Genomic DNA, 19,831 nt, shown 5'->3' with positions numbered 1-19,831 from the left:
CCTCCCACCTCCCTCGGCACCCGCTCTGGCACTCCTCTACTCAGGGAAAAAGATGCGCTCGTTGGTCACTGGATGAATGAGGTGGTCAAAGGCCATCCAGAAGCTTTTCGTGTGTCGATAGAAGATGAGGGGGAAGATGATAGGCATCGTCATGCCCCAGATGAGCAGGGGAATGAAGGGGACACTGGTGTTGACCGCCAGTGGGAGAGTGATCGCGGTGATGAGTAGCTCACTCAGCACCAGGTTAACAGCCATAGCTCCGGTATAGTAGCCTGGCTCACGCTCGTACTCGAAATTGCAGGCAGGACAGCGCTCATAGGTTTTGAACAGCCCACAGTAGAGCTTGCCCTCACCACAAACCGGACAGCGCAGCAACAAGGCCCGGAAGAATAACACACGTGCACGTTTCCATGTCATTGGCTCAATACCTTCTCAGGCGAAGACACGCACTCAGCGCCGTCGTTTCGTCGCGCCGCCGTCCCAGAGCAGAGAAGACCAGAACCGCTTGCCTGAGCTGGGTGGGCGGGGAAGCTGGCGGGCCACACCCAGCAGGGCCAGAGTAGCTCAAGCCCTATTTGCCCGTGAGCACCTCCTTGAGCACTCCCGGCCCGCTTGCCCAGCCAGCGACGCGCCGGCTCACACTGAGCGCCAGGCGGGCCTGCTCGCCCTGAGTACGCTCCCCGCCGATAACGCTCCTACTGCTGGATGCTATAGTGACTCTTGTGATAATATACCATGCCCTTGCCGATCACCTTCACCGGCTGCAGCTCCTTCAGCATGATCGGCTCACCGCACTTCGCGCAAATGCGGCTGGTCAGATGGTTGACCTCTTCGCGATTGGCTAGCGATGCGCGCGCTGTCTTGGACAGCTCACCCTTACGTGGCATAAGCGCTACCCCCTTTCATCTGATGAATAACAGGTTTTGCTCTATAAACAGTCATAGCTTGTGGCTCGCATAACGCTCCCTCTCCCGGCGAAAGCGCCTTCCTGTCATCCGCCAGGCTCGCTTCGCCGCACCACCGCCGCTCGCAGGCAGGCTGACGGGCTGGCTGCTCCACGCCACAGAAGAAAAAGACCTGTGACCCGCCTGCTTTCGCTACAGTATACCATAGGGCAGCGCCGGCTGTCCAATCACTCACTGCTGGGGAGAGGGCAGGTCGGCCTCCGGTCCGCGGCTGACAGCAGAGAGAGCCTGGCAGATAAGGTCAGCGGCTTGCTCGAAGGAGAAGAGGCCAGTATTGATGAGCAAGTGGTAGAGGCCTGGCTGCTGGCCGTCGCTTCCATAGTAGCGGCGCAGATAGGCAGTATACTCATAGTCACGTTGCTCGATTAGTTCACGCGCCCGGCGCTGATCAATATGCAGCGTACTCATGACGCGAGCGATGCGCTGGGTCAGTGGAGCAAACACAGCAACATGGAGCGTGCGGGGAGCCTGTTGCAGCAAAAACTGGGAGCCACGGCCAACGATGACAACATTCCCTTGCGTGGCCATTTCCAAAATGACTTTCTGGGTCAGGTGCAGATAGGCAACCTCATCATATTGCTGCAGGGGGCGACTGGCCTGGCCAAGCAGGCCAGCATAGTTGAGGGTGAATGGTTGGCTGGCACGCACGGCCTCAAGGATCTGAGCGGCGACACCTGCGGTATATTCATCGAGGCGCCTTGCTTCGCGGACATCCACGCCCAGGCGACGGGCCACCTCGGTAATAATTTGGCGATCTAGATAACGCAGCCCCGTACGGCGGGCCACCAGACGCCCTACTTCGCTGCCGCCGCTGCCAAGCTGACGGGCGATGGTGATCACCGCTGTTCCCTGGGGAGGAATCCCTGACGGTAGCTCCTCGTCCCAGACTCGGCCCTCTAGCGGGCGCGTCGGGCTCCCCCTCCTTTCGAGGTTGACAGAGCGCTCCTCGCTCACTTGCTCTACAGCCCGCTCGCGAACCTGCTCCTCGTTCTCACTGCTCATACTCTAGCTCCTTGACTTACTGGCCACTCCCACTGGCTGGTCGGCCATCGCTCCCGTGTATCCGCTCGCCGGTCAGAAGGCACTGATCCATACCCAAGCAGAACCGCTCGCTGCTCCTCTGCAGCCTTCCTCTCCCTCATGGTATACTGAGGGCAGTGCCAGACGCAAGGTCAATCCAGTTCGGGCCTGCCCCGCCCTGGGGCCTTCTCCGCGACAGCCTGCTAGGTGCTCTCGCCGAGAGCGCGCTGCCGTTCTTCGCTGGCTTGTCGAGGCTGGCCCATTTCTTCTAAGATAATAAATAAACGACAAAGAGCAAGCATCTGGGCAACTGTGCTTTCTACGTCTGACGCATACACTATCGATTGCCATTCCCTTGCCAGGAGACCCCATGCGCACGCTCAATCTGCATCAGCTCGCAACGTTCCAGGTGGTCGCCAAACACTGTAGCTTTGTCCGTGCCGCTGAGGAACTCCATTTTAGTCAGCCCGCTGTCTCCGCACAGATTCGCCAGCTTGAGGAGAGTCTGGGCGTTAAGCTCTTCGACCAGATCGGGCGCAAGACCCATCTAACGCAGGCCGGCGAGGAGCTGTATCTCTACAGCCAGAAGATTTTCTCTGTTATCGAGGAGGCTCTGGAGGTCATCGAGTCGCTGCGCAGCCCGCACTATGGACGTCTCAGCGTGGCCGCCGATACCACCGTCGGCTCCTATGTCATCCCACGCCTGCTTGGCAAGTTTCATCAGATGTATCCCGAGGTCGAGATTACCTTGAACGTGCTCAATCGGGCCGCGGTAGTGGACGCCCTGGCCAATAACCGTATCGATATTGCGGTGGTTGGGCGAGTTCCCGACGATATTCCGGTAGTTATCGAGCCTTTTGCTTTTAACGAGCTGGTGCTGGTAGCCGCACCGACGCATCGCCTTGCGGGACACAGCAAGGTCCCATTCGAGGAGGTGACACGCGAGACCTTTCTGCTGCGCGAGGTCGGCTCGGGCACGCGCGCAGCGCTGGAGGGCCTTTTCCAGGAGGCTGGGGTTCCACTGAGGGTGGCTATGCAGGTGGGTAATAATAGCGCTATTAAGCAGGGCGTGGCCGCCGGCCTGGGAATCGCCCTGATCTCACGGGTGGCCATCGATATGGAGCTGGAGACAGGACGCCTGGTCATCCTCGATGTCGAGGGCTTTCCGATCATTCGTCAGTGGCGCATCGTGCACCTGAAGGATAAAAATCTTTCCGCTACAGCACGCGCTTTTAAGCTCTTTCTCCTACAGCACGCTGATAAGCGGCTCCGTAAGCAGGAACCCCCGCGCTCCTAGCACCGACACCGGCTACTGCTACCGTCCACCCGACTGGCTTGTCGTCGTCCACCAGGGAGCACGGGCTCTGGCTCGGCTGCCAGGCGGAGCCACTCTATTGGGCGAGACTGTCGTGCAGCAAGCAAAGGAGGCTCATCAATGGAGATGCCATCACACGCCGATGAGGAGCGGCGTCTGCTGATCGCCGAGATCAGACGTTTCGTGGAGCGCGCAGTGCTCCCGGCTGCGCAGCAGCTGGAACACGAGGACCGTTATCCGAGTGAGCTAGTCGAAGAGCTGCGCCGCCTCGGTCTTTTCGCCGCCACTATTCCCGAGAGCTATGGCGGTCTGGGACTGGACTTGCTGACCTATGTCCAGCTCATCGAGGAGCTGGCACGCGGCTGGATGAGTCTGGCCGGCATAGTCAATACGCACATCCTGGTCGCTGCTCTGATCACTCAGTACGGTACAGAAGAGCAACGTCAGCGCTTTCTGCCAGTGATGGCCGAGGGCAGACGTCGGGGCGCTCTCTGTCTCTCAGAAGCCGAGGCTGGTAGCGATGTGCAGGCTATTCGTATGACAGCGATGCGCGACGGCGAATCTTACCTACTGAATGGGGCCAAACTTTGGGTGACAAACGGAGTTCACGCCAGGATTCTGGCGGTGCTGGCGCGCACCGATCCCCAGGCTCAGCCACCCTACCGTGGCATGAGCCTCTTTCTGGTCGAGAAGGAGACGCCGGGTCTCCACGTGGGCCGCACCTTTGCAAAGCTAGGCTACAAGGGGGTAGATACGGCTGAGCTGGTCTTTGAGGCGGTGCGCGTGCCAGCGGCTAATCTGCTTGGCGGCGTCGAGGGCCAGGGCTTCAAGCAGGCAATGAGTGGTCTGGAGATCGGACGGCTCAATGTGGCCGCTCGCGCTGTGGGCCTGGCTCGCGCCGCCTTTGAAGACGCCATCCGCTATGCCCAGCAACGCCGCACCTTCGGTCAGCCTATCGCTGAACATCAGGCTATCCAGCTTAAGCTCGCCGATATGTACACGGAGATCGAGGCCGCCCGGCTGCTGCTCCATGAGGCAGCCCGCAAGAAGGATGCCGGTGGGCGCTGCGATCTCGAAACCGGGATGGCGAAGCTCTTCGCCACTGAGATGTGCCAGCGGGTGACGTTGGAAGCGCTGCGCATCCACGGCGGCTTTGGCTACGTCAAGGAGTTCAACGTCGAGCGCTATTATCGCGATGCTCCTTTTATGCTGATCGGCGAGGGGACGAGCGAGATCCAGCGTCTAATTATCGCCCGCCAGCTCCTTCAGCGGTACGCGCTTGACGAGCAACCATCTTAGCTGGCTAGCTAGCTAGCTGGCTTGGAGAAGGAGAGAACACCATGTCATTCGGTCGCTGCTATGAAGATTTCGAGGTTGGGGATGTCTATAAGCATTGGCCGGGGCGCACAATCACCGAGTACGACGATATGCTGTTTTGCATGCTAACGATGAATCATAATCCTCTGCATATCGATGCCAATTATGCCGCGCATACGCAGCATAAGCAACGCCTGGTCGTGGGCGCCCTGGTCTTTAGCATTGTGCTTGGCATGTCGGTGCCCGATGTGAGTGGGAAAGCCATCGCTAATCTTGAATTTGAGGAGGTCAAGCACCTGGCCCCAACCTTTCACGGTGATACGATTTATGCCGAGTCGCGCGTACTCGATAAGCGGCTCTCGACCAGTAAGCCTGACCGCGGCATTGTGACCGTCGAGACAGTAGCCTATAACCAGCGTGGGGAAAAGGTTCTGTCCTACCGGAGACGCGTGCTGGTACCTACGCGCGCCCTGGATGAGGAGCTGCAGCGCCAGATCCGCAGCAGGATTGAGCACGGGCGCGACGGAACCAGTGTTTAGTTTAGGCCGATCCGCCAGTCTCTGGTAGGCAGCCAGACTGATCAGGAGTGCAGCGTAGTGGAGGCAGACAGGCAGGCGTCGGCTCACCCCTTCCAGGTCCTTCTCCAGGCGGTTGCCAAGCTGGCTATTTCGCTTGCTGGCCTGGCCCACCAGGCCGCGCCTGCCATTGGGCGGAATTAAATACCCAGCAGATCGGCGCGGGCAATGAGCTGCCGTGCGTTGCGAATAACGGCCACGTCGATCATGCGGCCTTCAACTTCGATAGCGCCCTGCCCGTGACGCTGGGCTTCTTCGTAGAGAGCCACCAGCCGACGCGCCTGGGCCACTTGCTCAGGTGCGGGAGCGAAGACCTCGTTGGCAATGGGAATCTGTTCAGGATGAATAGCCCATTTGCCGCTGAAGCCCAATACGCTTGCCCGGAGGCATTCGCGTCGGTAGCCATCGAGATTGCGAATATCGATATAAGGGCCGTCAATGGCCTCGATGCCCGCGGCTCGCGCCGCCACGACAATTTTGTTGCGCGCATAGTGCCAGAGGTCACCAGGGTAGGCATCCAGATCGTTGCCGATGTACCTGAGATCGATGCCCTGGGAAGCCGCATAGTCGGCAGGGCCAAAGATCAGGGCCTCTAGACGTTCACTGGCCCGGGCGATCTTTTCAACATTGATCAGGGCTTCGGTCTCCTCAATCAAAACCTCCAGTCCAAGGGGCCTCGTCAGTTTGCACCGTTTCTCGATCTGGGTCAGCAAGCGATCAACCCACCAAACATCACGCGCCCGCTTGACTTTAGGGACGATCAGGATGTCGAGGTGTTCCCCCGCCTCTTCGACGAGCGTAACAATGTCGCGATAGGCATACTCGCTTTCAAGATCGTTGATGCGCACCGCCCGGGTCTTGTTTCCCCAGTCCAGTGAGCGCAGGGCTTCAATGGCCTGCCCCCGCGCCTTCTCTTTGTCGGCGGGGGAAACGGAATCTTCCAGATCCAGCATGACAAGATCGGCCTGACTGGCTGCCGCCTTTTGCAGCATGCGCACATTGCTGGCCGGCGTCGACAGTTCGCTGCGTCTCAGGCGCACCATGCTCATGATCGCTGTATCCTCTTCTTTGCTCATCTGCTGTGGAGAAAGCAGTCAGCGCTACTAGGGCGAGACCAGAGCCGTTCTGATCTCTCCTCTATCATACCATCCTTTCCCCATCACTCTGGGCCTGAGCCTGACATTTCAGCAGACAAGCAGTCTCTCAGACGGCCTGCCGCTGGTCAGGCTGATCAGCCCTACGAACACCGAGGAGGAGCGGCGATCAGGTCCGGCAGGTGAGAGGGCTGGCAGTGAGGAGCAGATCCCGGAACAAGGAGGGGCGACAGACCAGGCTAGAGGGAGCCGAGAAGAGCGACAGAACCCCGCCGAAGAAAGGCAGTGACCATCATCGCCGGCACGCTGGCACTTGCCTGGCCAGTACGCTGGCGATCCTGAGCTGAGCCGATCACACGGGAGACCACGAGCCAGGCAGCAGAATGTTGACTAGACAAGGTCATCAGCTCCGATGCAGCGCCGCAGGAAGGCGGAGAGCTTGCTCAAGCAGCGGGCCACTACGCCTGGCCGATAGCGCAAGATCCCCAGGCGACGCAGATCCAGGGCCTCCAGCTCCTCTACCAGGGCAAAGGCCGAGGGATAGCGCTGCTCAGGGTCCAGGGCCAAAGCCCGCAAGAGGATATCCTCTATAGCAAGCGGGAGATGAACATTGAGCAAATGCGGTGGCACCAGCGCCAGGCCCTCGGGTACGGGCAATGGCTCCAGGGGATCAGGAACCTCAGCCCCCATCTCTTCACAATCGAGGATCTCAGCTAACTGGCGATGAGTCGCGGTAATGGGAGCGTAGTGAGTGCAAAGCAGGTAGAGGAGAGCCCCCAGTGAATAGACATCGGAGCGCTCGTCACACTGGCCTGAAAAGACCTCGGGGGCCACGAATGGGTTGGCCGCCGAGGGCGCAGGCGACGGAAAGAGCTGGCGGTAATGCTCGACTGCTAGCTGCGGTGTGCCTACAGTCGCTTGCCAGAAGACCGGCGGCGGCGGCCAGGATACGAGGAGCGTCGGCGACCAGGGGGCTCGCCCCTCGGCGTCGATCAGCACGGTGGCCGGGTCAAGGTCCCCAAGGACACAGCCAAGGCGATGCAGGCGCGCTACCAGACGGGCGAGCTGAATGCTCCAGGAGAGCGCAATCTCCAGATCAAGCCAGGCCGGCCAGCGCCCATCGGCAAGCAGCAGGTCAGCCAGGGTCATGACCTCCAGTTCACGTGCCTGCCGCAAACCAATCAGCTGCTGGACAAGGTAGTGCCGATCCCCTTCTACCCGCAGGCGATCCCCTGCCTCGGGCAGACGCGGTGAGGCCAGGAGCGTGAAGGAGGCAAATTCTTCATAGGCCGCACGTTCGATCTGCATGCGCTCACGAGCGCTCAGTCCACCAAGCAGCAGCTCGCGCACCGCTACCAGCGGCTCCGGCTCCTCACTGTACTGGATGCGCTCCCGCCTGCCCGAGAGACGCCTGGCAAGGTAGAGATGGACACGCGGACGCTCATGCAGCAGGCGGATCAGACGATAGCGCCCGCCGAGGATGATCGAGCCTTCCGGCAGCGCCGCCCCCCGCAGCTCCCGTTCCTCCACATCCCACGCGCTCTCTTTCGTCTGCGCTTCGTTCATGAGCTGACTGTCTACCTTTCTTCTTTTATATCCTTTTTATTATATATGACGGATATCCAGGAAGAGCTTAACAGATCGGTATACCATCTAGTAATGCTACCTTTATATCATTATACTTCTGCACTGGCGGAGAATTCTCCCTGTTGCACCAATCATACCAGTCTGCTTTGGCTGGGAGAGAAGTGAGGGAAGGACATAAGACACGGATGTCCGAATGACTAGTTTCAAGGGCGGGTTGACTTTTCGACCTTTATTGCGTACGATTATAGCATACCAGTCAGCACTGCGCGTGTCGGTTGCCGGGTCCAGCAACAGTACAGGCTGAGAGACACGCCAATTCAGCCTAATCGGGCCTGCTGCGTGCAAGGGTGCACGCGGGGATGGTTTCGGCAGGGCCACCAGTGAGTGAGCAAGCGAGCCAGCCGGCGAGTGGGGTTATTTCATCCATTGCCTCATGCCTGTGCGCTGGCTCTTGCTATCGTACAATGCCGGGCCGTGCCGACCGTGCCAGGTTTTCCCATCCAACCGTCTCCCAACGTGCCGCGGGGATCGTACCACCTGTTTCAAAGGAGTGACAGCTTATGGTTACCCGTACCGAGAAGAGACGCTGGCCTCTTCTCCTGCTTCTCATCCCCTTTATTGCTACCCTGCTGCCCTTTCTCTACAACTCCTATCAGCCGGAGTTCATCGGCATCCCATTTTTCTACTGGTACCAGCTGCTCTGGACCATTCTCGGCGCGCTGGTCACAGCCCTTGTTTACTGGTTGAAAGCTTGAGCCAGCAAAGCAAGCGGCCCTGAGAACAGCGTTGTTCGAGCATCTGCGCAACGGATTGCCGCATTGCACCGTGATGCAATGCCTGCCGAGAAAGGAAAGACTGCAATGGTCAATGTCGTTGCTTTAAGCGTCTTCATCGTATTTTTCATTCTTGTCACCGTGCTGGGCTTCGTCGCCGCTCGCTGGCGCCGCGGTGATCTAAGCCTGCTGAATGAGTGGGGGCTAGCTGGTCGACGCTTTGGCACCGTGATCACCTGGTTCCTGCTGGGCGGCGACCTCTACACAGCCTACACCTTCGTTGCTGTGCCCGGCCTGATGTTCAACAGCGGGGCAACCGGCTTCTTTGCTGTTCCCTACACGATTGTAGCTTACCCCCTGGTCTATTTGCTGATGCCGCGCTTCTGGAGCGTTGCCAGGAAGCACGGTTACATCACTGCTTCGGACTTTGTCCGCGACCGTTTCGGGAGCAGCACCCTCGCTCTGGTGGTCGCCTTCACCGGCATCCTGGCAACGATGCCCTACATCGCCCTCCAGATGTTCGGTATCGAGGTGTCGATCGCTCAGATGGGTGTCCCGGTTGAGGCAGCTCTGATTATCGCTTTCCTCATTCTGGCCGCCTACACCTATACCAGCGGCTTGCGCGCGCCTGCGATGATCGCTCTGGTCAAAGATCTGATGATCTTTACAGTGATGATTGCGGCGATCATCGTGATTCCGATCAAGCTGGGCGGCTTCGGCAATATCTTTGCTGCGGCCCATACGAAGCATCTGAACGCCATTGCTCAGGGCACGACCTTCCGCGATCTGCTGACCACACCCCAGGCCCAGATGGCTTATGCGACTCTGGCTCTCGGCTCGGCCCTGGCTCTCTTCCTCTATCCTCACGCGATGACAGGCGTGCTCAGCAGCAGCAGCCGCCAGGTAGTGAAGCGCAATGCGGCGCTGCTGCCCCTCTATTCGCTGATGCTGGGCTTGCTGGCTCTGCTCGGCTATATGGCCATCGCCGCCGGCACGGGGGTCACGAGCCAGCCTGCTTTCCACAGCTATAAGGCCAACGGGGCCGTGCCTTCGCTCATGAGCTGGGCTTTCCCCGATTGGTTTGCGGGCTTCGCTTTCGCCGCTATCTCGATCGGCGCTTTGGTCCCCGCCGCAGTGATGTCGATCGCCGCGGCCAACCTCTTTACGCGCAATATCTATAAGGAGTACTTCCGCCCGAATTGCTCGGACCGCGAGGAGTCGACGGTGGCGAAGGTAGTCTCGCTGGTGGTGAAGTTCGGCGCCCTGCTCTTTATCCTGCTGGTGCCAGCCACCGATATCATCAACTTCCAGCTCCTGGGTGGTGTCTGGATCATTCAGACGCTGCCTCCGGTCTTCCTGGGTCTCTATACTAATTGGATGCACCGCTGGGCGATGATCATCGGCTGGGTCGGCGGTATGGTGACCGGCACCTGGATGGCAGTGGCCAATAACTTCGCCTCCTCGGTCTTTACGATCTCTCTCGGCAACGTGAAGATCGCTGCCTACATCGCGGTCTATTCGCTGCTGGTCAATCTGGTGTTGACGCTGATCTTGACGCCGGTCTTCCGCGCTCTGGGCGTCCCTTCGGGGAAGGACAATACACAGCCCAGCGATTACGAGGAAGAAGGGCTGGCCGCTCTGCCCAAAGAGCCGCTGATGGAGGAACTGGCCTGAGTTCTGTTTCTGTTGGCGGTACCTGGCTTGCTCTCTCGTCCGCTACCCGCCCGGCACGCGCAGGCTGACAACGCTGGCCCGGATTAGATCCAACAGAAGAAGACAAAGGCTCGCTTGGAGCTTTGGAACCAACGAAGAGAGACGAGCATCCTTGCACCCTCTCATGAGGGAGATGGAGGCCCGTCTCTCTTGGCCCTGTCAGGGTTGTCTGCCAGCAAGCACCTTATGGGTCACTATGCCCAGGCCCCACCCTCTTCGCCGGTTATCCGCCTGGCCCAGGCCAGACCCCTTCCTTTTCAGTCGCCTTCTGTTGGCAGGCTGACCTGCTCGACACGCTGTAGCACGTCTTGCAAAACCTGGAGCCGAGGCGAGCGAGCGAGCAGACTCTCCCTCTCCTGAAGGGACCTGGCGCGGCTCACTTCGCACTCTAGTAGCTCGCTAAGGGCCAGATAATACTCGACCAGCACACGCTGGCCGCTAATATGGTCAACTGTTTCTTCTAAGAGAGTCGCTGCTTCAGCGTAGGCCCGGAGCCGAGAGTTGGCATCCTCCAGGTCCTGGCGGGCCTGATGCTGCCGCTGCGCTTGCTGCTCTAGCTGGCGCCGACGCAGACGCGACTCTCCTTCCTGGGCCAGAGCCAGCTCTTGCAGGCGCAGAGCCGCCTCGCCCGCGGCCAGCTTTGCCTCCTCTTGCCGACGCGCCAGCCAGGCTCTGACTGCGTGCAGTCGCACAAGGAAGCTGGCTCCCTCTGGCAGACGTAGCTCATCTGAGGCAAGTAGCTCGTCGCTGCCTCGCTCCTCTTGCTCCTGTTCCTGGTCTTGGTATTCGTCTGAGAAATGCATCAGGAGAAGAGCACCTGCGCTTTCTTGCCGAGATGCAGTGAAAGCGTGGAGAGATCGAGTTGCTGATTGACAGGGAAGTCAAGGTAGCCCGTTTGCTTCTGACCCGGCAGGATCACAGGGGGAATGGAAATCAGCTGGGGGGCTATCTGGGTGCCATTGGGAAGCACCAGGCGGGCCAGGGCCTGGTAGTCGATCCCTACTGGCGATTCGCCGGGATTCTGAACGTCCAGATAGACCCGGATCACATAGTTGCTCTGGTGCTTTTGATCATCAGAGTAGCTGCCTGCCTCGCCAACCCGGGTCACGGTCAGGTTCACTCCGCTAAAGGAGAAGGACCGATTCAACTCGATGGAAGCCACCGGATTGTTCTGTGCCGCTGTGGGGGTCAGCGCCGTTAGCGCATCATTGCCATTGCCACCAGCCCGCGGTAAGTGGCTGTAGGCCATGAGACCAACCAGGACGATCAGCATCACAAGCACCACAATGCCCAGTGTGATCCACAGCTCACGCCGCTGTGGATACCCCTCTTCCTTGAAATCATCAGACATCTTGACGATGGTACTCCTGACTGCGAGAGTTAGATCAACCGGTTCATATTATAGCAAAGATCCGGCAGGCAGGTCAGATGGCCACGATGCAGCTAGAGAGCGGCAAGATGGCGCCACTCCCCCACTCCTGGTCACCTGACGAGCCGCCAGGATGCCAGGAGTGGCAGAAGGCTTCTATGAGAGGAGCGGCTGCTCACCAATCGGAAAAGCAGGCGAGCCGCAAACAGAACACCATCTGATGAGTCAGGAAGCCGCGAGGAAATTCTGGGTGCCAAAGGAGCCTCCCAGCACATCGCGCGCCGAGGCCCCCATCCAGCGCTCTAAGAGAGTAGCATAGACCGAGCGGAAGTCAACTGTGTATTTTAGATTCCCATTATCGTCAAGATTGGTCAGAGACGGTGGCTCTCCAAAAATGCCGCGATTGACAGCGCTGCCAACAATGAACATTGGTGCCGCTGTTCCATGATCGGTGCCCAGGCTGCCATTTTCCTCGACACGTCGCCCAAACTCAGACCAGGTCATGACCACTACCTGATCAGCCTTGCCGTGCAAAGCGAGATCTGTGTAGAAGGCATAGAGGCCATCGGCAAGCGTTTTGACAAGTTGAGCATGGGTCTCGTCCTGGTTGGCATGGGTATCAAAGCCGCCCAAGGTAATGTAGCCAACACGCAGGCCCAGATCGTTCACGATGACTTCCGCCAGAATCTTGAGTCCCTCGGCAAATGGACCCTGGGGATAGGTCACGGCAGGCTTGTAGCTGTTGGCCACTTGATGCAGGCGTTGTGCACTCTGTTGGGCGTCGAGGGCAGTAGCCTCTAGAAGCGCGGCATAAGGCGCGGTACGTGGATAGGAATTGTAGAGCTTGAGCAGAGCCTGCAGGCGCGAGGCTCCGCCATCGTGATCGGCTGGGTCGGCACTGAGGCGATAGGAGTTGAGGCTGGAGAGCGTGGGAACCTGGGTGGTGAGTGAGGAGAGAGCAAGTGCGGTCTGGCTGCCGATCTCTAGCGCTTTAAAGGGGTGACCTTCCTGGTCGACAAGCCCAGCCACGAGCTTACCCAGCCAGCCCTCGCGTCCGTTGCCGCTGAGATCAAGGGTCTGCCAGATGTCCATCGCTTGGAAGTGCGAGAGGCTTTGATTGGGATAGCCAACTCCCTCGACGACGGCCAGGTGGCCGGCGTCCCAGAGCTTTTTGAAACCCGCCATTTCAGGATGCAGGCCCAGTCGCTGATCAAGCGGGAGTACCTGAGCCTCCTTGATGGCCAGCGTGGGACGCATCTGGTAATAGTGAGTGTCTGTATAGGGAATGACGGTGTTGAGGCCATCGTTGCCGCCGGCCAGTTGAACGACGATCAGGGTGCGCTCGCTAGCTGCCTGGGCCAAGCGCACCCCTTCGCGGGCCTGCGCACGCGCCGAGAGCAGAGCACGACTGAAGACAGAGGGCATGACCATGCCGGCGCTCACGACGAGCATACCATCTTTGATCAGTGCACGACGAGAAAGGGCCATTGTTTTTCCTCCCGTTTCAAGCAGGCTCCCCAGCAGGCCATAACCGCAGCTCTGTTGGGCATCTGCTTTCTCCAATCTCTGTTTGACTAGTTAAGCTGATACTCTGGCGAGGCCAGGAGCAGATAGAGCGCGCCCCGCACACGGCTGAGCGGGTAGGACTTACCATTGGCAAAGGTTACGCTCTCCTGCCGTCCTCTAGCTGGCGCAGTGAGATAGCTGACAAGCAGGTCCCGTCGATCGCCGGCTAGCTGACCGTCAAGCAGGAAGGCGGCAAAGTAGTCGACAAAAGCTTCGGGCGAGGCGATACGGTTTTTCTCGATCAGAGATTGCAGATTGAGTGGATGAGCAACACCACGCCCCAGGCCACGTCGCAGGAGGAGATCAACGTAATTGAGACGCGTCATCCATGTACCACTATTGAGCCAGAAAGCGCTGACCTTGTCGCCAGGCCAGCCGCCAACGTTGGGGGGATCAAAGAGGGTCTGGCCCATGAGCGTGGTGAACTGCGGCAGGAGACTGCCATCGTCCTGGAGACCCAAGGCCCGATAGGCGCCAACAGCAAATTCAACCGGCGACTTGAGTCGGCTGCGATAGGCCTTCTCCGAGGCGAACTGCGGCGAAAGCAGGAGGGCACGCATGACCGCCCCAATATTATGGTTGCTCTGCTGATAAGCAGTGACGAGCGGCTGGAGATCCTCCTGACTCGGGTTTTCGTAGACAAAGAAGCTAAAGAGCTTGCGCGCAAGAAACCAGGGGGCAGCGGGATGGCTGGCCAGGATCGAGATGACGTCTCGATAGTCGAGGTTACCGCTGTGCCCCAGAAAATGTTTGATACGGTCGCTGTGAGTGGCAGGATTGTAATACGAGGAGAAGCCCCGAACATGCCAGCCGCTAAGGGCTGCCGCTCCTTCGGTGACATCTTGTTGGGTGTAGTGGCCTAACCCGATGGTGAACAGCTCCATCAGCTCGCGGGCATAGTTCTCATTGGGAGTGTTGCGCGTGCTCTTGGTGAGATCGAGATAGAAGAGCATAGCAGGATCACTGGTGATCCCCAGCAGAATGCTATCAAAGGTATCGAAGGCATGTTCGCGTAAAAATTGGTTTTGGATGATCATGCGCCGATAGAAGCGCGGACCACCAACTTTGCGGAAGCTGCTGGTCAGCACCCCATGCCAGAAGAGGGTCATTTTTTCCAGCAGCGGACGCTGCGTCCAGGCCATGCGTAGAAGCCACCAGCGCTGCTGATCCTGCGGGTGATCGAGATTGAGTTTGAGAGCCGCCAGACGCTGCTCCATCTCATCGTCGGGCACTTGCTGATAGTGCAGCAAACGATCGACTGCAGCGGCGAAGCCAAGATTGCGATAGAGCGCTAGCTCCTCGGGTCCAGCACCAAAACCTGCACGCCTCAGCAAGTGACCGATGAGCTGCTGGTCAGCCTGGGCAGCGGTCGAGTGGCTATGCTGCCAGAACTGTTCCAGGGCGACGCCTCCAGCCACTAGCCCCGCTGCACCCAGACCAATCCCCGCCAGCCCAAGGAGACGGCGCCGGGGCAGCCGTCCCGAGACGGGTTCTGCGTTCGAGGAAGGCGTCATCGGCTGTGGCTCTCTCTGTTCGGCAGAAGGAGGCCAGCGCGGTTCTTCATAGCTTGCTGCTTCTTCCATAAGCCAGGTCGCTCCGTGCGTACTCTGCAAAAACAGGCAGGATGTTTTCTAAGCTATGTCTGTCATGCTAGCAGAGAAAGCTCAAGATGTCCTCAAGAAGAGCTATATGTTTGCTGAAGACGGCTCTCGACAGGAATCTGGGCCGGTCCGTCACCGCGCAAAACTATCAATCGTTCAAGAAAGTTGGAAGCTGTGCCTCTCGCTGTCCAGGAAGGCCCTGCTCGCGGGGCCTTCCTTTGTGCAGGCAAGCTGCCACCTGCCAGTGCTATATCAGCATCAGCTGTGATAGATGGGTAGCAAGCATAGGGATGAGAAATGTAGAATTGCCACTTGAGCAAAAAACGGCGGAAGCAGATGTCATCGCTCAACAGGAGTTCAAGGAAGAAGCCCTTTCACAGTCGCCAGAGAGACCGCACAGAAGCCAGCGGTTTCTCCCTCTGGCTGTTTTTGGGGGGATGATCCTGGGCATCGTGCTCCTGGATGCCGTGCTCCCTTTAAGCGGCCTCTGGTTCAACGATGTGCTGCTCTCACGGGCCGGCACCTGGTCGCTCTTGCCAACCCAGGCACTCTTCCCTAACTGGGGCATCATTCCACTGCAGCCAGTGCCCACCGACCCGGCGATCCCTTCGCCGCCGTTGGCCTGGCTTGAGATCATCATGTTCCTGACAGTCCTGACAGCCCTCTTCTTCCTCTACCTCTACGCTCTGGCCAGGCTACCTGCCCTTATCTCCCGTCGTTATGTCATGCTCTCAACGGTAGCTCTGGGCCTGCTCTACGCGCTTATTCCCGTTGTTACCTCTCCAGATCTTTTCTCCTACTTGATCTATGCACGGATGGGGGTTATTTATCACCTTAACCCTCTTACCACACTTCCCACTAAAATTCAATATGACGCAACTTATCCTTATCTCTACTGGATCGATCAACCTTCAGCCTATGGACCAACCTGGGCCGCCATCACCTGCTTCTTGCAATGGCTGGCGCTGCCGCTAGCTGGAGCCAACAATCTGCTTCTTCCTTTGTTATTGCTGCGCCTGCTTGGCCTGGCCACGCACCTGGGTTCGGCCCTCCTGATCTGGTCCATTAGCGACTACTTGCAGCCGGCACGCGCTGAGGATCAGCCTGGGCAGCGCCGGCGTGTTCTGGCGACACTGGCTTTCGCCTGGAATCCGCTCCTGCTCTTCGAGGCGGCAGTCAACGCCCACAATGATAGCACCCTACTCTTCTTAATCTTGCTCGCCCTCTGGCTCCTTGTGCGTGGAAAGCCGGTTCTGCTCCTCTACTCTCTGGTTACCATCCTCTTCGCCCTGGCAGCCTGCCTGAAGATCAACACGGTCCTGCTCTTTCCAGGGCTGCTGCTGCTGCTCTGGGGCCGAGGAGTACCGCTGCGCCAGATTGGCTTCTGCCTGGGACTCTACATCGGCTGTATCGTGCTGCTCTATGCCCCTTTCTGGGATGGCGGCGCCGTTCTAGACGTCTTAAGCGTCAATCCTTCAGCGTCACGCAATATCAATACAATCGCTGAATTTCTTGGCCAATTCTATAATGCGGCAATTGTCTCGCATTTCGAGGTGACAATCCCAATTATCGGCTCGCCTGGCGAGCGCCTTACCCATACGCTGAGCATGGGCCTCTTCGCTCTCTGCTATTTCTGGCTCTGCTGGCGAGCGCTACGCCACTCCTGGCGCATCAGAACCCCTGGCGGCTTGATTCAGTGGCTGGCGTTGGTCTGGTTGCTCTACTGTGCCATCGGCACCCCCTGGTTCTGGCCCTGGTACCTGGTTACATTTTTCGGTCTCTATGCCCTGCTGGAAGCGAGCGGCGCGAGTAGGCGCTGGCCACTGACGCTCGTGCGCTGGCGTGGGGTGGCCGCTTTGCGGCGGCCCCTGCCTTTTCGCCTGCTCAGCCTGACGATGCTGATGCTCTACGGCTCCTATGCCTGGGCTTTGCATGGGGCCTTTATGCCCTTCCTGCCTGGCTTCAAGCTGGCTTATCTGCGCGGCCCTTGCGCCTGGCTTCTCCCGCTCCTCCTAACCTGGCTGGTTGATCGCCTCACCAGCCGCAGCAACCCTGGCCTCGGTCTGCCAGCAGCTGGACGCTCAAATTCTCCTCCTGTCGCTCTTCTCATCCAGCGTCTCTCGCTGCCCTATCGTCTCCTGCTCCAATCCAGTGCTACCGAGCAGCGAGAGGACAGGCTGTCGCCCTCATCAATGGAATGACAAAGAAAAAGGACGGTGAGAGGGGAACAGTGCTCACAGGCTGGGACAGGAATCTGCCCACCACTAGAGGAGGACATTGTGCCTGTTGGTCATCAGGCTCAGACGAAGCCTAACCGGCGGTGGCCAGAGCCTGACTCAGGCTCCTGCCACCGGGCGGGGAGGACATGAGATCTTTCACTCTTTTGCCGTCCTTCCGCCGAAAGGAGGACAGCCCGCTGCGCTGACTGTTGTTGCCCCTCAGACGGTTAGACGACGGATGATATCGAGCAGGTCACGCACGTGAAAAGGCTTGACAATGACCTGTTGCACATCTAAAGCGGCAGCAGTGGTCAAGCCAGTGCCAGCGGTGATGACCACAATCCGAGGGAAAGGATAAGTCGATTCCCACTGGGAGCGCAGGCGCTGCAAGAAGGTCTCGCCATCCATACCCGGCATGGCCAGGTCGAGCAGAATCACAGAAGGATAGCGCCCCTCACGCACTGCGTTATCAACCCAGGCCAGCGCCTCCTGACCTTCAGCAGCCTCCGCTGGCTCATAGCCATCCAGCTCCAGCGCCCAGGCTACCATGTCGCGAATAGCCGGATTATCATCCACAACCAGCACTATCGGGTGATGTCCCTCACCCCGATCACAATCATCATCCATTGCTTCTTCTTGTTTTCCCCTTACCATAGAGCACAACAACACTGCAACAAGCCACCTCTGCTAACCACTGCGCTGGCTAGCGTCCACCACAGATCACTAGCGAGCGAGCGAGCCAGCCAGCCAGCGGCCACCTGTGGAGACTCTTTAGACTGCCTCCATACACCACAAGCCCGCCGAGCTGGCTCCGCTGCGTCTCAGCTCCGCCACCATATAACAGGGGCAGCCGTCCAGTCCCGCTTACAGAGCCGGGATTGAGGAGTGCAGGAAAGCGCTAATGGTATCAAGGAAAGCCTGCGGCTGCTCCAAATTGGAGAGATGCGCGGCCTGCGGAATCACCTGCAGCTGGGCCTGTGGGATGCGTGCCGCGTATTCCTGGGCCAGCGAAGGCGGCGAAAGCTGATCCAGCTCGCCCACAATAACCAGCACCGGGCAACGAATAGCAGGCAATAGCTCGCGCGCATCGGCCCGCTGAGCCATGCCGCGCGAGGCAGCGGCAATGCCCCGCGGTGTTGCCGCCGCGATCAGGCGACGCACCTGGGCCTCGACCTCGGGCCGCTGACGGCGCGTCTCCTCAGAGAGGAGGCGCGGGATCTGCAGATCGGCCACCGCTTCAACTCCCTGGGTTTCGGCCAGACGCGCCAACTGCTCGCGATTGGCCTTCCCCTCCTCACTGTCAGGCTCCGGTCGCGTGTCGGCCAGAATCAGACCGCGGACACGCTGCGGATACTTGCGCAGAAAGGCAAAGGCCACATAGCCCCCCATCGACAGGCCACAGAGGACAGCCCCATCCATACCCAGCCAGTCCATCAGTGCCGCCACATCGTCAGCCAGCGTCTCCATCGTCAGAATCTCACGATCAATCTCGCTCTCGCCGAAGCCGCGCCAATCAAGAGCGACCAGGCGATAGCGGCCTTCCCGCAGGAGTCCCTCCATCTCGCTCTGCCACATGCGGCGATTCAGTGGGAAAGCATGCAGAAAGAGCACAGGCAGACCTGCCCCATGATCGTCGTAGGCAATTTGGACACCGTTGAGCCGTGCTTTCATGAGCAGCTTCCCCTCCTCGTTCGAAGTCTAGCGGGCACCCCGGGGCGCTCGCAGCCTCTACGAGCATCGTCTCTGGGCCTGAGCCAGCCCCCCCAGCTCCCCACCGGCACGCTCACCCTAGAGCCTCCTCAGCCTGTTCATGAGCGTGGTACGAGCTGCGCACAAAGGGGCCGGACTCCACATGACGGAAGCCCATCTTTTTCCCTTCCTCTTTGAGCGTAGCAAACTCTTCCAGCGGCACATAGCGCTGGATCGGCAGATGCTGGAACGAGGGACGCAGGTACTGGCCAATGGTGAGGATATCCACGTCATGAGCGCGTAAATCGCGCATAACCTCCAGCACCTCGTCCCAGGTTTCGCCCAGGCCAAGCATGAAGCCGGACTTAGTTGGAGCCGTTGGATTGAGCTCCTTAGCCCATTTGAGCACCTGCAGCGAGCGCTGATAAACCGCCTGGGGCCGCACACGACGGTAGAGGCGCGGAACCGTCTCCACATTGTGGTTGAAGACATCGGGTTTGGCGTCCATCACCACCTTGAGCGCGTCATAATCTCCCTTGAAATCGGGTGTGAGCACTTCCACCTTGCAGCCGGGATTGAGACGCCGAATCCAGCGAATGGTAGCGGCAAAGATGGAGGCCCCTCCGTCTTTCAGCTCGTCGCGATTCACCGAGGTCACTACGGCATAGCGCAGTCCCATCTGTCGCACAGCCTCCGCTACACGCTTCGGCTCTTCCCAGTCTACTCCCAGGGGACGCCCCGTCTCAACGGCACAGAAGCCACAGCTGCGGGTGCAGATGCGCCCCAGGATCATAAAGGTGGCCGTGCCATGTCCCCAGCATTCACGGATGTTGGGACAGCGCGCCTCCTCGCAGACTGTGTGCAGCGCTTTGCTGCGCATGAGCCGCTTGATCTCTTCATAGCCCTCCCCCTCGGGCGGGCGCACACGCAACCACGAGGGGCGGCGCTCAGGGATAATGGTCGCCATGATCGTTCCTCTACTTCCTCTCTTGGCTTGGCTTCGGCTTCGCTTCGCTGGCTTCCTGGTC

Annotated in this window: 18 protein-coding genes; 6 read left to right on the top strand and 12 right to left on the bottom strand. The window is 59.2% G+C overall.

The genetic code is table 11. The annotated features are described in order from the left end of the window. Nucleotides 1-36 precede the first annotated feature (36 nt). The 3 genes from IRZ31_RS11455 to IRZ31_RS11445 form a co-directional block, all read right to left on the bottom strand. Complete coding sequence (locus tag IRZ31_RS11455) at nt 37-417, bottom strand: DUF983 domain-containing protein (protein ID WP_297153621.1); 381 nt, start codon at nt 415-417, stop codon at nt 37-39. Nucleotides 418-695: 278 nt separating this feature from the next. Continuing rightward, entirely contained in the window at nt 696-887 is a 192-nt protein-coding gene (locus IRZ31_RS11450) for a hypothetical protein (protein ID WP_112428701.1), read from the bottom strand. Nucleotides 888-1,136: 249 nt separating this feature from the next. Further along, entirely contained in the window at nt 1,137-1,967 is an 831-nt protein-coding gene (locus IRZ31_RS11445; RefSeq protein ID WP_297153616.1) for a cytidylate kinase-like family protein, read from the bottom strand. A 388-nt stretch (nt 1,968-2,355) separates the two neighbouring features. On the opposite strand from IRZ31_RS11445, the gene IRZ31_RS11440 reads away from it, so the two are divergent. The 3 genes from IRZ31_RS11440 (at nt 2,356) to IRZ31_RS11430 (ending at nt 5,156) form a co-directional block, all read left to right on the top strand. Next, a complete protein-coding gene (locus IRZ31_RS11440; protein WP_297153613.1) occupies nt 2,356-3,282 on the top strand; it encodes a LysR family transcriptional regulator in 927 nt (308 codons plus the stop codon). Between the two features lie 138 nt (nt 3,283-3,420). After that, entirely contained in the window at nt 3,421-4,599 is a 1,179-nt protein-coding gene (locus IRZ31_RS11435; RefSeq protein WP_297153610.1) for an acyl-CoA dehydrogenase family protein, read from the top strand. 41 nt (nt 4,600-4,640) lie between these two features. Continuing rightward, a complete protein-coding gene (locus IRZ31_RS11430) occupies nt 4,641-5,156 on the top strand; it encodes a MaoC family dehydratase (protein ID WP_151727042.1) in 516 nt (171 codons plus the stop codon). A 176-nt stretch (nt 5,157-5,332) separates the two neighbouring features. Here IRZ31_RS11430 and IRZ31_RS11425 read toward each other — a convergent pair whose 3' ends face one another. Next, nucleotides 5,333-6,241 carry a CoA ester lyase gene (locus IRZ31_RS11425; protein ID WP_297153603.1) on the bottom strand — a complete coding sequence of 303 codons (909 nt, stop codon included), beginning with the start codon at nt 6,239-6,241 and terminating at the stop codon, nt 5,333-5,335. Nucleotides 6,242-6,676: 435 nt separating this feature from the next. Continuing rightward, on the bottom strand, nt 6,677-7,852 hold the full coding sequence (locus tag IRZ31_RS11420) for a hypothetical protein (RefSeq protein WP_297153600.1): 1,176 nt from the start codon (nt 7,850-7,852) through the stop codon (nt 6,677-6,679). A gap of 581 nt (nt 7,853-8,433) precedes the next feature. On the opposite strand from IRZ31_RS11420, the gene IRZ31_RS11415 reads away from it, so the two are divergent. Further along, entirely contained in the window at nt 8,434-8,628 is a 195-nt protein-coding gene (locus IRZ31_RS11415) for a DUF3311 domain-containing protein (RefSeq protein ID WP_297153598.1), read from the top strand. 105 nt (nt 8,629-8,733) lie between these two features. Next, nucleotides 8,734-10,320, top strand: a complete 1,587-nt coding sequence (gene mctP, locus IRZ31_RS11410) for a monocarboxylate uptake permease MctP (RefSeq protein WP_297153595.1) — start codon at nt 8,734-8,736, stop codon at nt 10,318-10,320. Nucleotides 10,321-10,616: 296 nt separating this feature from the next. Here mctP and IRZ31_RS11405 read toward each other — a convergent pair whose 3' ends face one another. The 4 genes from IRZ31_RS11405 to IRZ31_RS11390 all read right to left on the bottom strand — a co-directional run bounded on the left by IRZ31_RS11405 (nt 10,617) and on the right by IRZ31_RS11390 (nt 14,877). Then, the gene (locus IRZ31_RS11405) at nt 10,617-11,162 is read right to left on the bottom strand and encodes a hypothetical protein (protein ID WP_297153592.1); all 546 of its coding nucleotides are present in this window, start codon (nt 11,160-11,162) and stop codon (nt 10,617-10,619) included. Further along, nucleotides 11,162-11,710, bottom strand: a complete 549-nt coding sequence (locus IRZ31_RS11400) for a hypothetical protein (RefSeq protein WP_297153590.1) — start codon at nt 11,708-11,710, stop codon at nt 11,162-11,164. Before IRZ31_RS11400 ends, IRZ31_RS11405 begins: the two co-directional genes overlap by 1 nt. Nucleotides 11,711-11,953: 243 nt before the next feature. Next, entirely contained in the window at nt 11,954-13,216 is a 1,263-nt protein-coding gene (locus IRZ31_RS11395; RefSeq protein ID WP_297153587.1) for a DUF1501 domain-containing protein, read from the bottom strand. Nucleotides 13,217-13,302: 86 nt separating this feature from the next. Next, nucleotides 13,303-14,877 (bottom strand): DUF1800 domain-containing protein, encoded by a 1,575-nt coding sequence (locus IRZ31_RS11390; protein WP_297153584.1) that lies wholly within the window; start codon nt 14,875-14,877, stop codon nt 13,303-13,305. A 323-nt stretch (nt 14,878-15,200) separates the two neighbouring features. Here IRZ31_RS11390 and IRZ31_RS11385 point away from each other — a divergent pair, with 323 nt between their 5' ends. Continuing rightward, complete coding sequence (locus tag IRZ31_RS11385) at nt 15,201-17,096, top strand: hypothetical protein (RefSeq protein WP_297153581.1); 1,896 nt, start codon at nt 15,201-15,203, stop codon at nt 17,094-17,096. Nucleotides 17,097-17,333: 237 nt separating this feature from the next. Here IRZ31_RS11385 and IRZ31_RS11380 read toward each other — a convergent pair whose 3' ends face one another. The 3 genes from IRZ31_RS11380 to lipA form a co-directional block, all read right to left on the bottom strand. Beyond that, nucleotides 17,334-17,741 carry a response regulator gene (locus IRZ31_RS11380; RefSeq protein WP_297153580.1) on the bottom strand — a complete coding sequence of 136 codons (408 nt, stop codon included), beginning with the start codon at nt 17,739-17,741 and terminating at the stop codon, nt 17,334-17,336. Between the two features lie 237 nt (nt 17,742-17,978). Continuing rightward, entirely contained in the window at nt 17,979-18,785 is an 807-nt protein-coding gene (locus IRZ31_RS11375) for an alpha/beta fold hydrolase (RefSeq protein WP_297153575.1), read from the bottom strand. Between the two features lie 112 nt (nt 18,786-18,897). Beyond that, nucleotides 18,898-19,770, bottom strand: coding sequence for a lipoyl synthase (gene lipA, locus IRZ31_RS11370; RefSeq protein WP_297153572.1), 873 nt, complete (start codon nt 19,768-19,770; stop codon nt 18,898-18,900). Nucleotides 19,771-19,831 lie beyond the last annotated feature (61 nt).

This window comes from Thermogemmatispora sp. (assembly GCF_019683635.1).
In the GTDB taxonomy this organism is placed as follows: Bacteria; Chloroflexota; Ktedonobacteria; order Ktedonobacterales; family Ktedonobacteraceae; genus Thermogemmatispora.
Note: the sequence above shows the minus strand (reverse complement) of the source record. Positions and strands in the feature narration are given on the sequence as shown.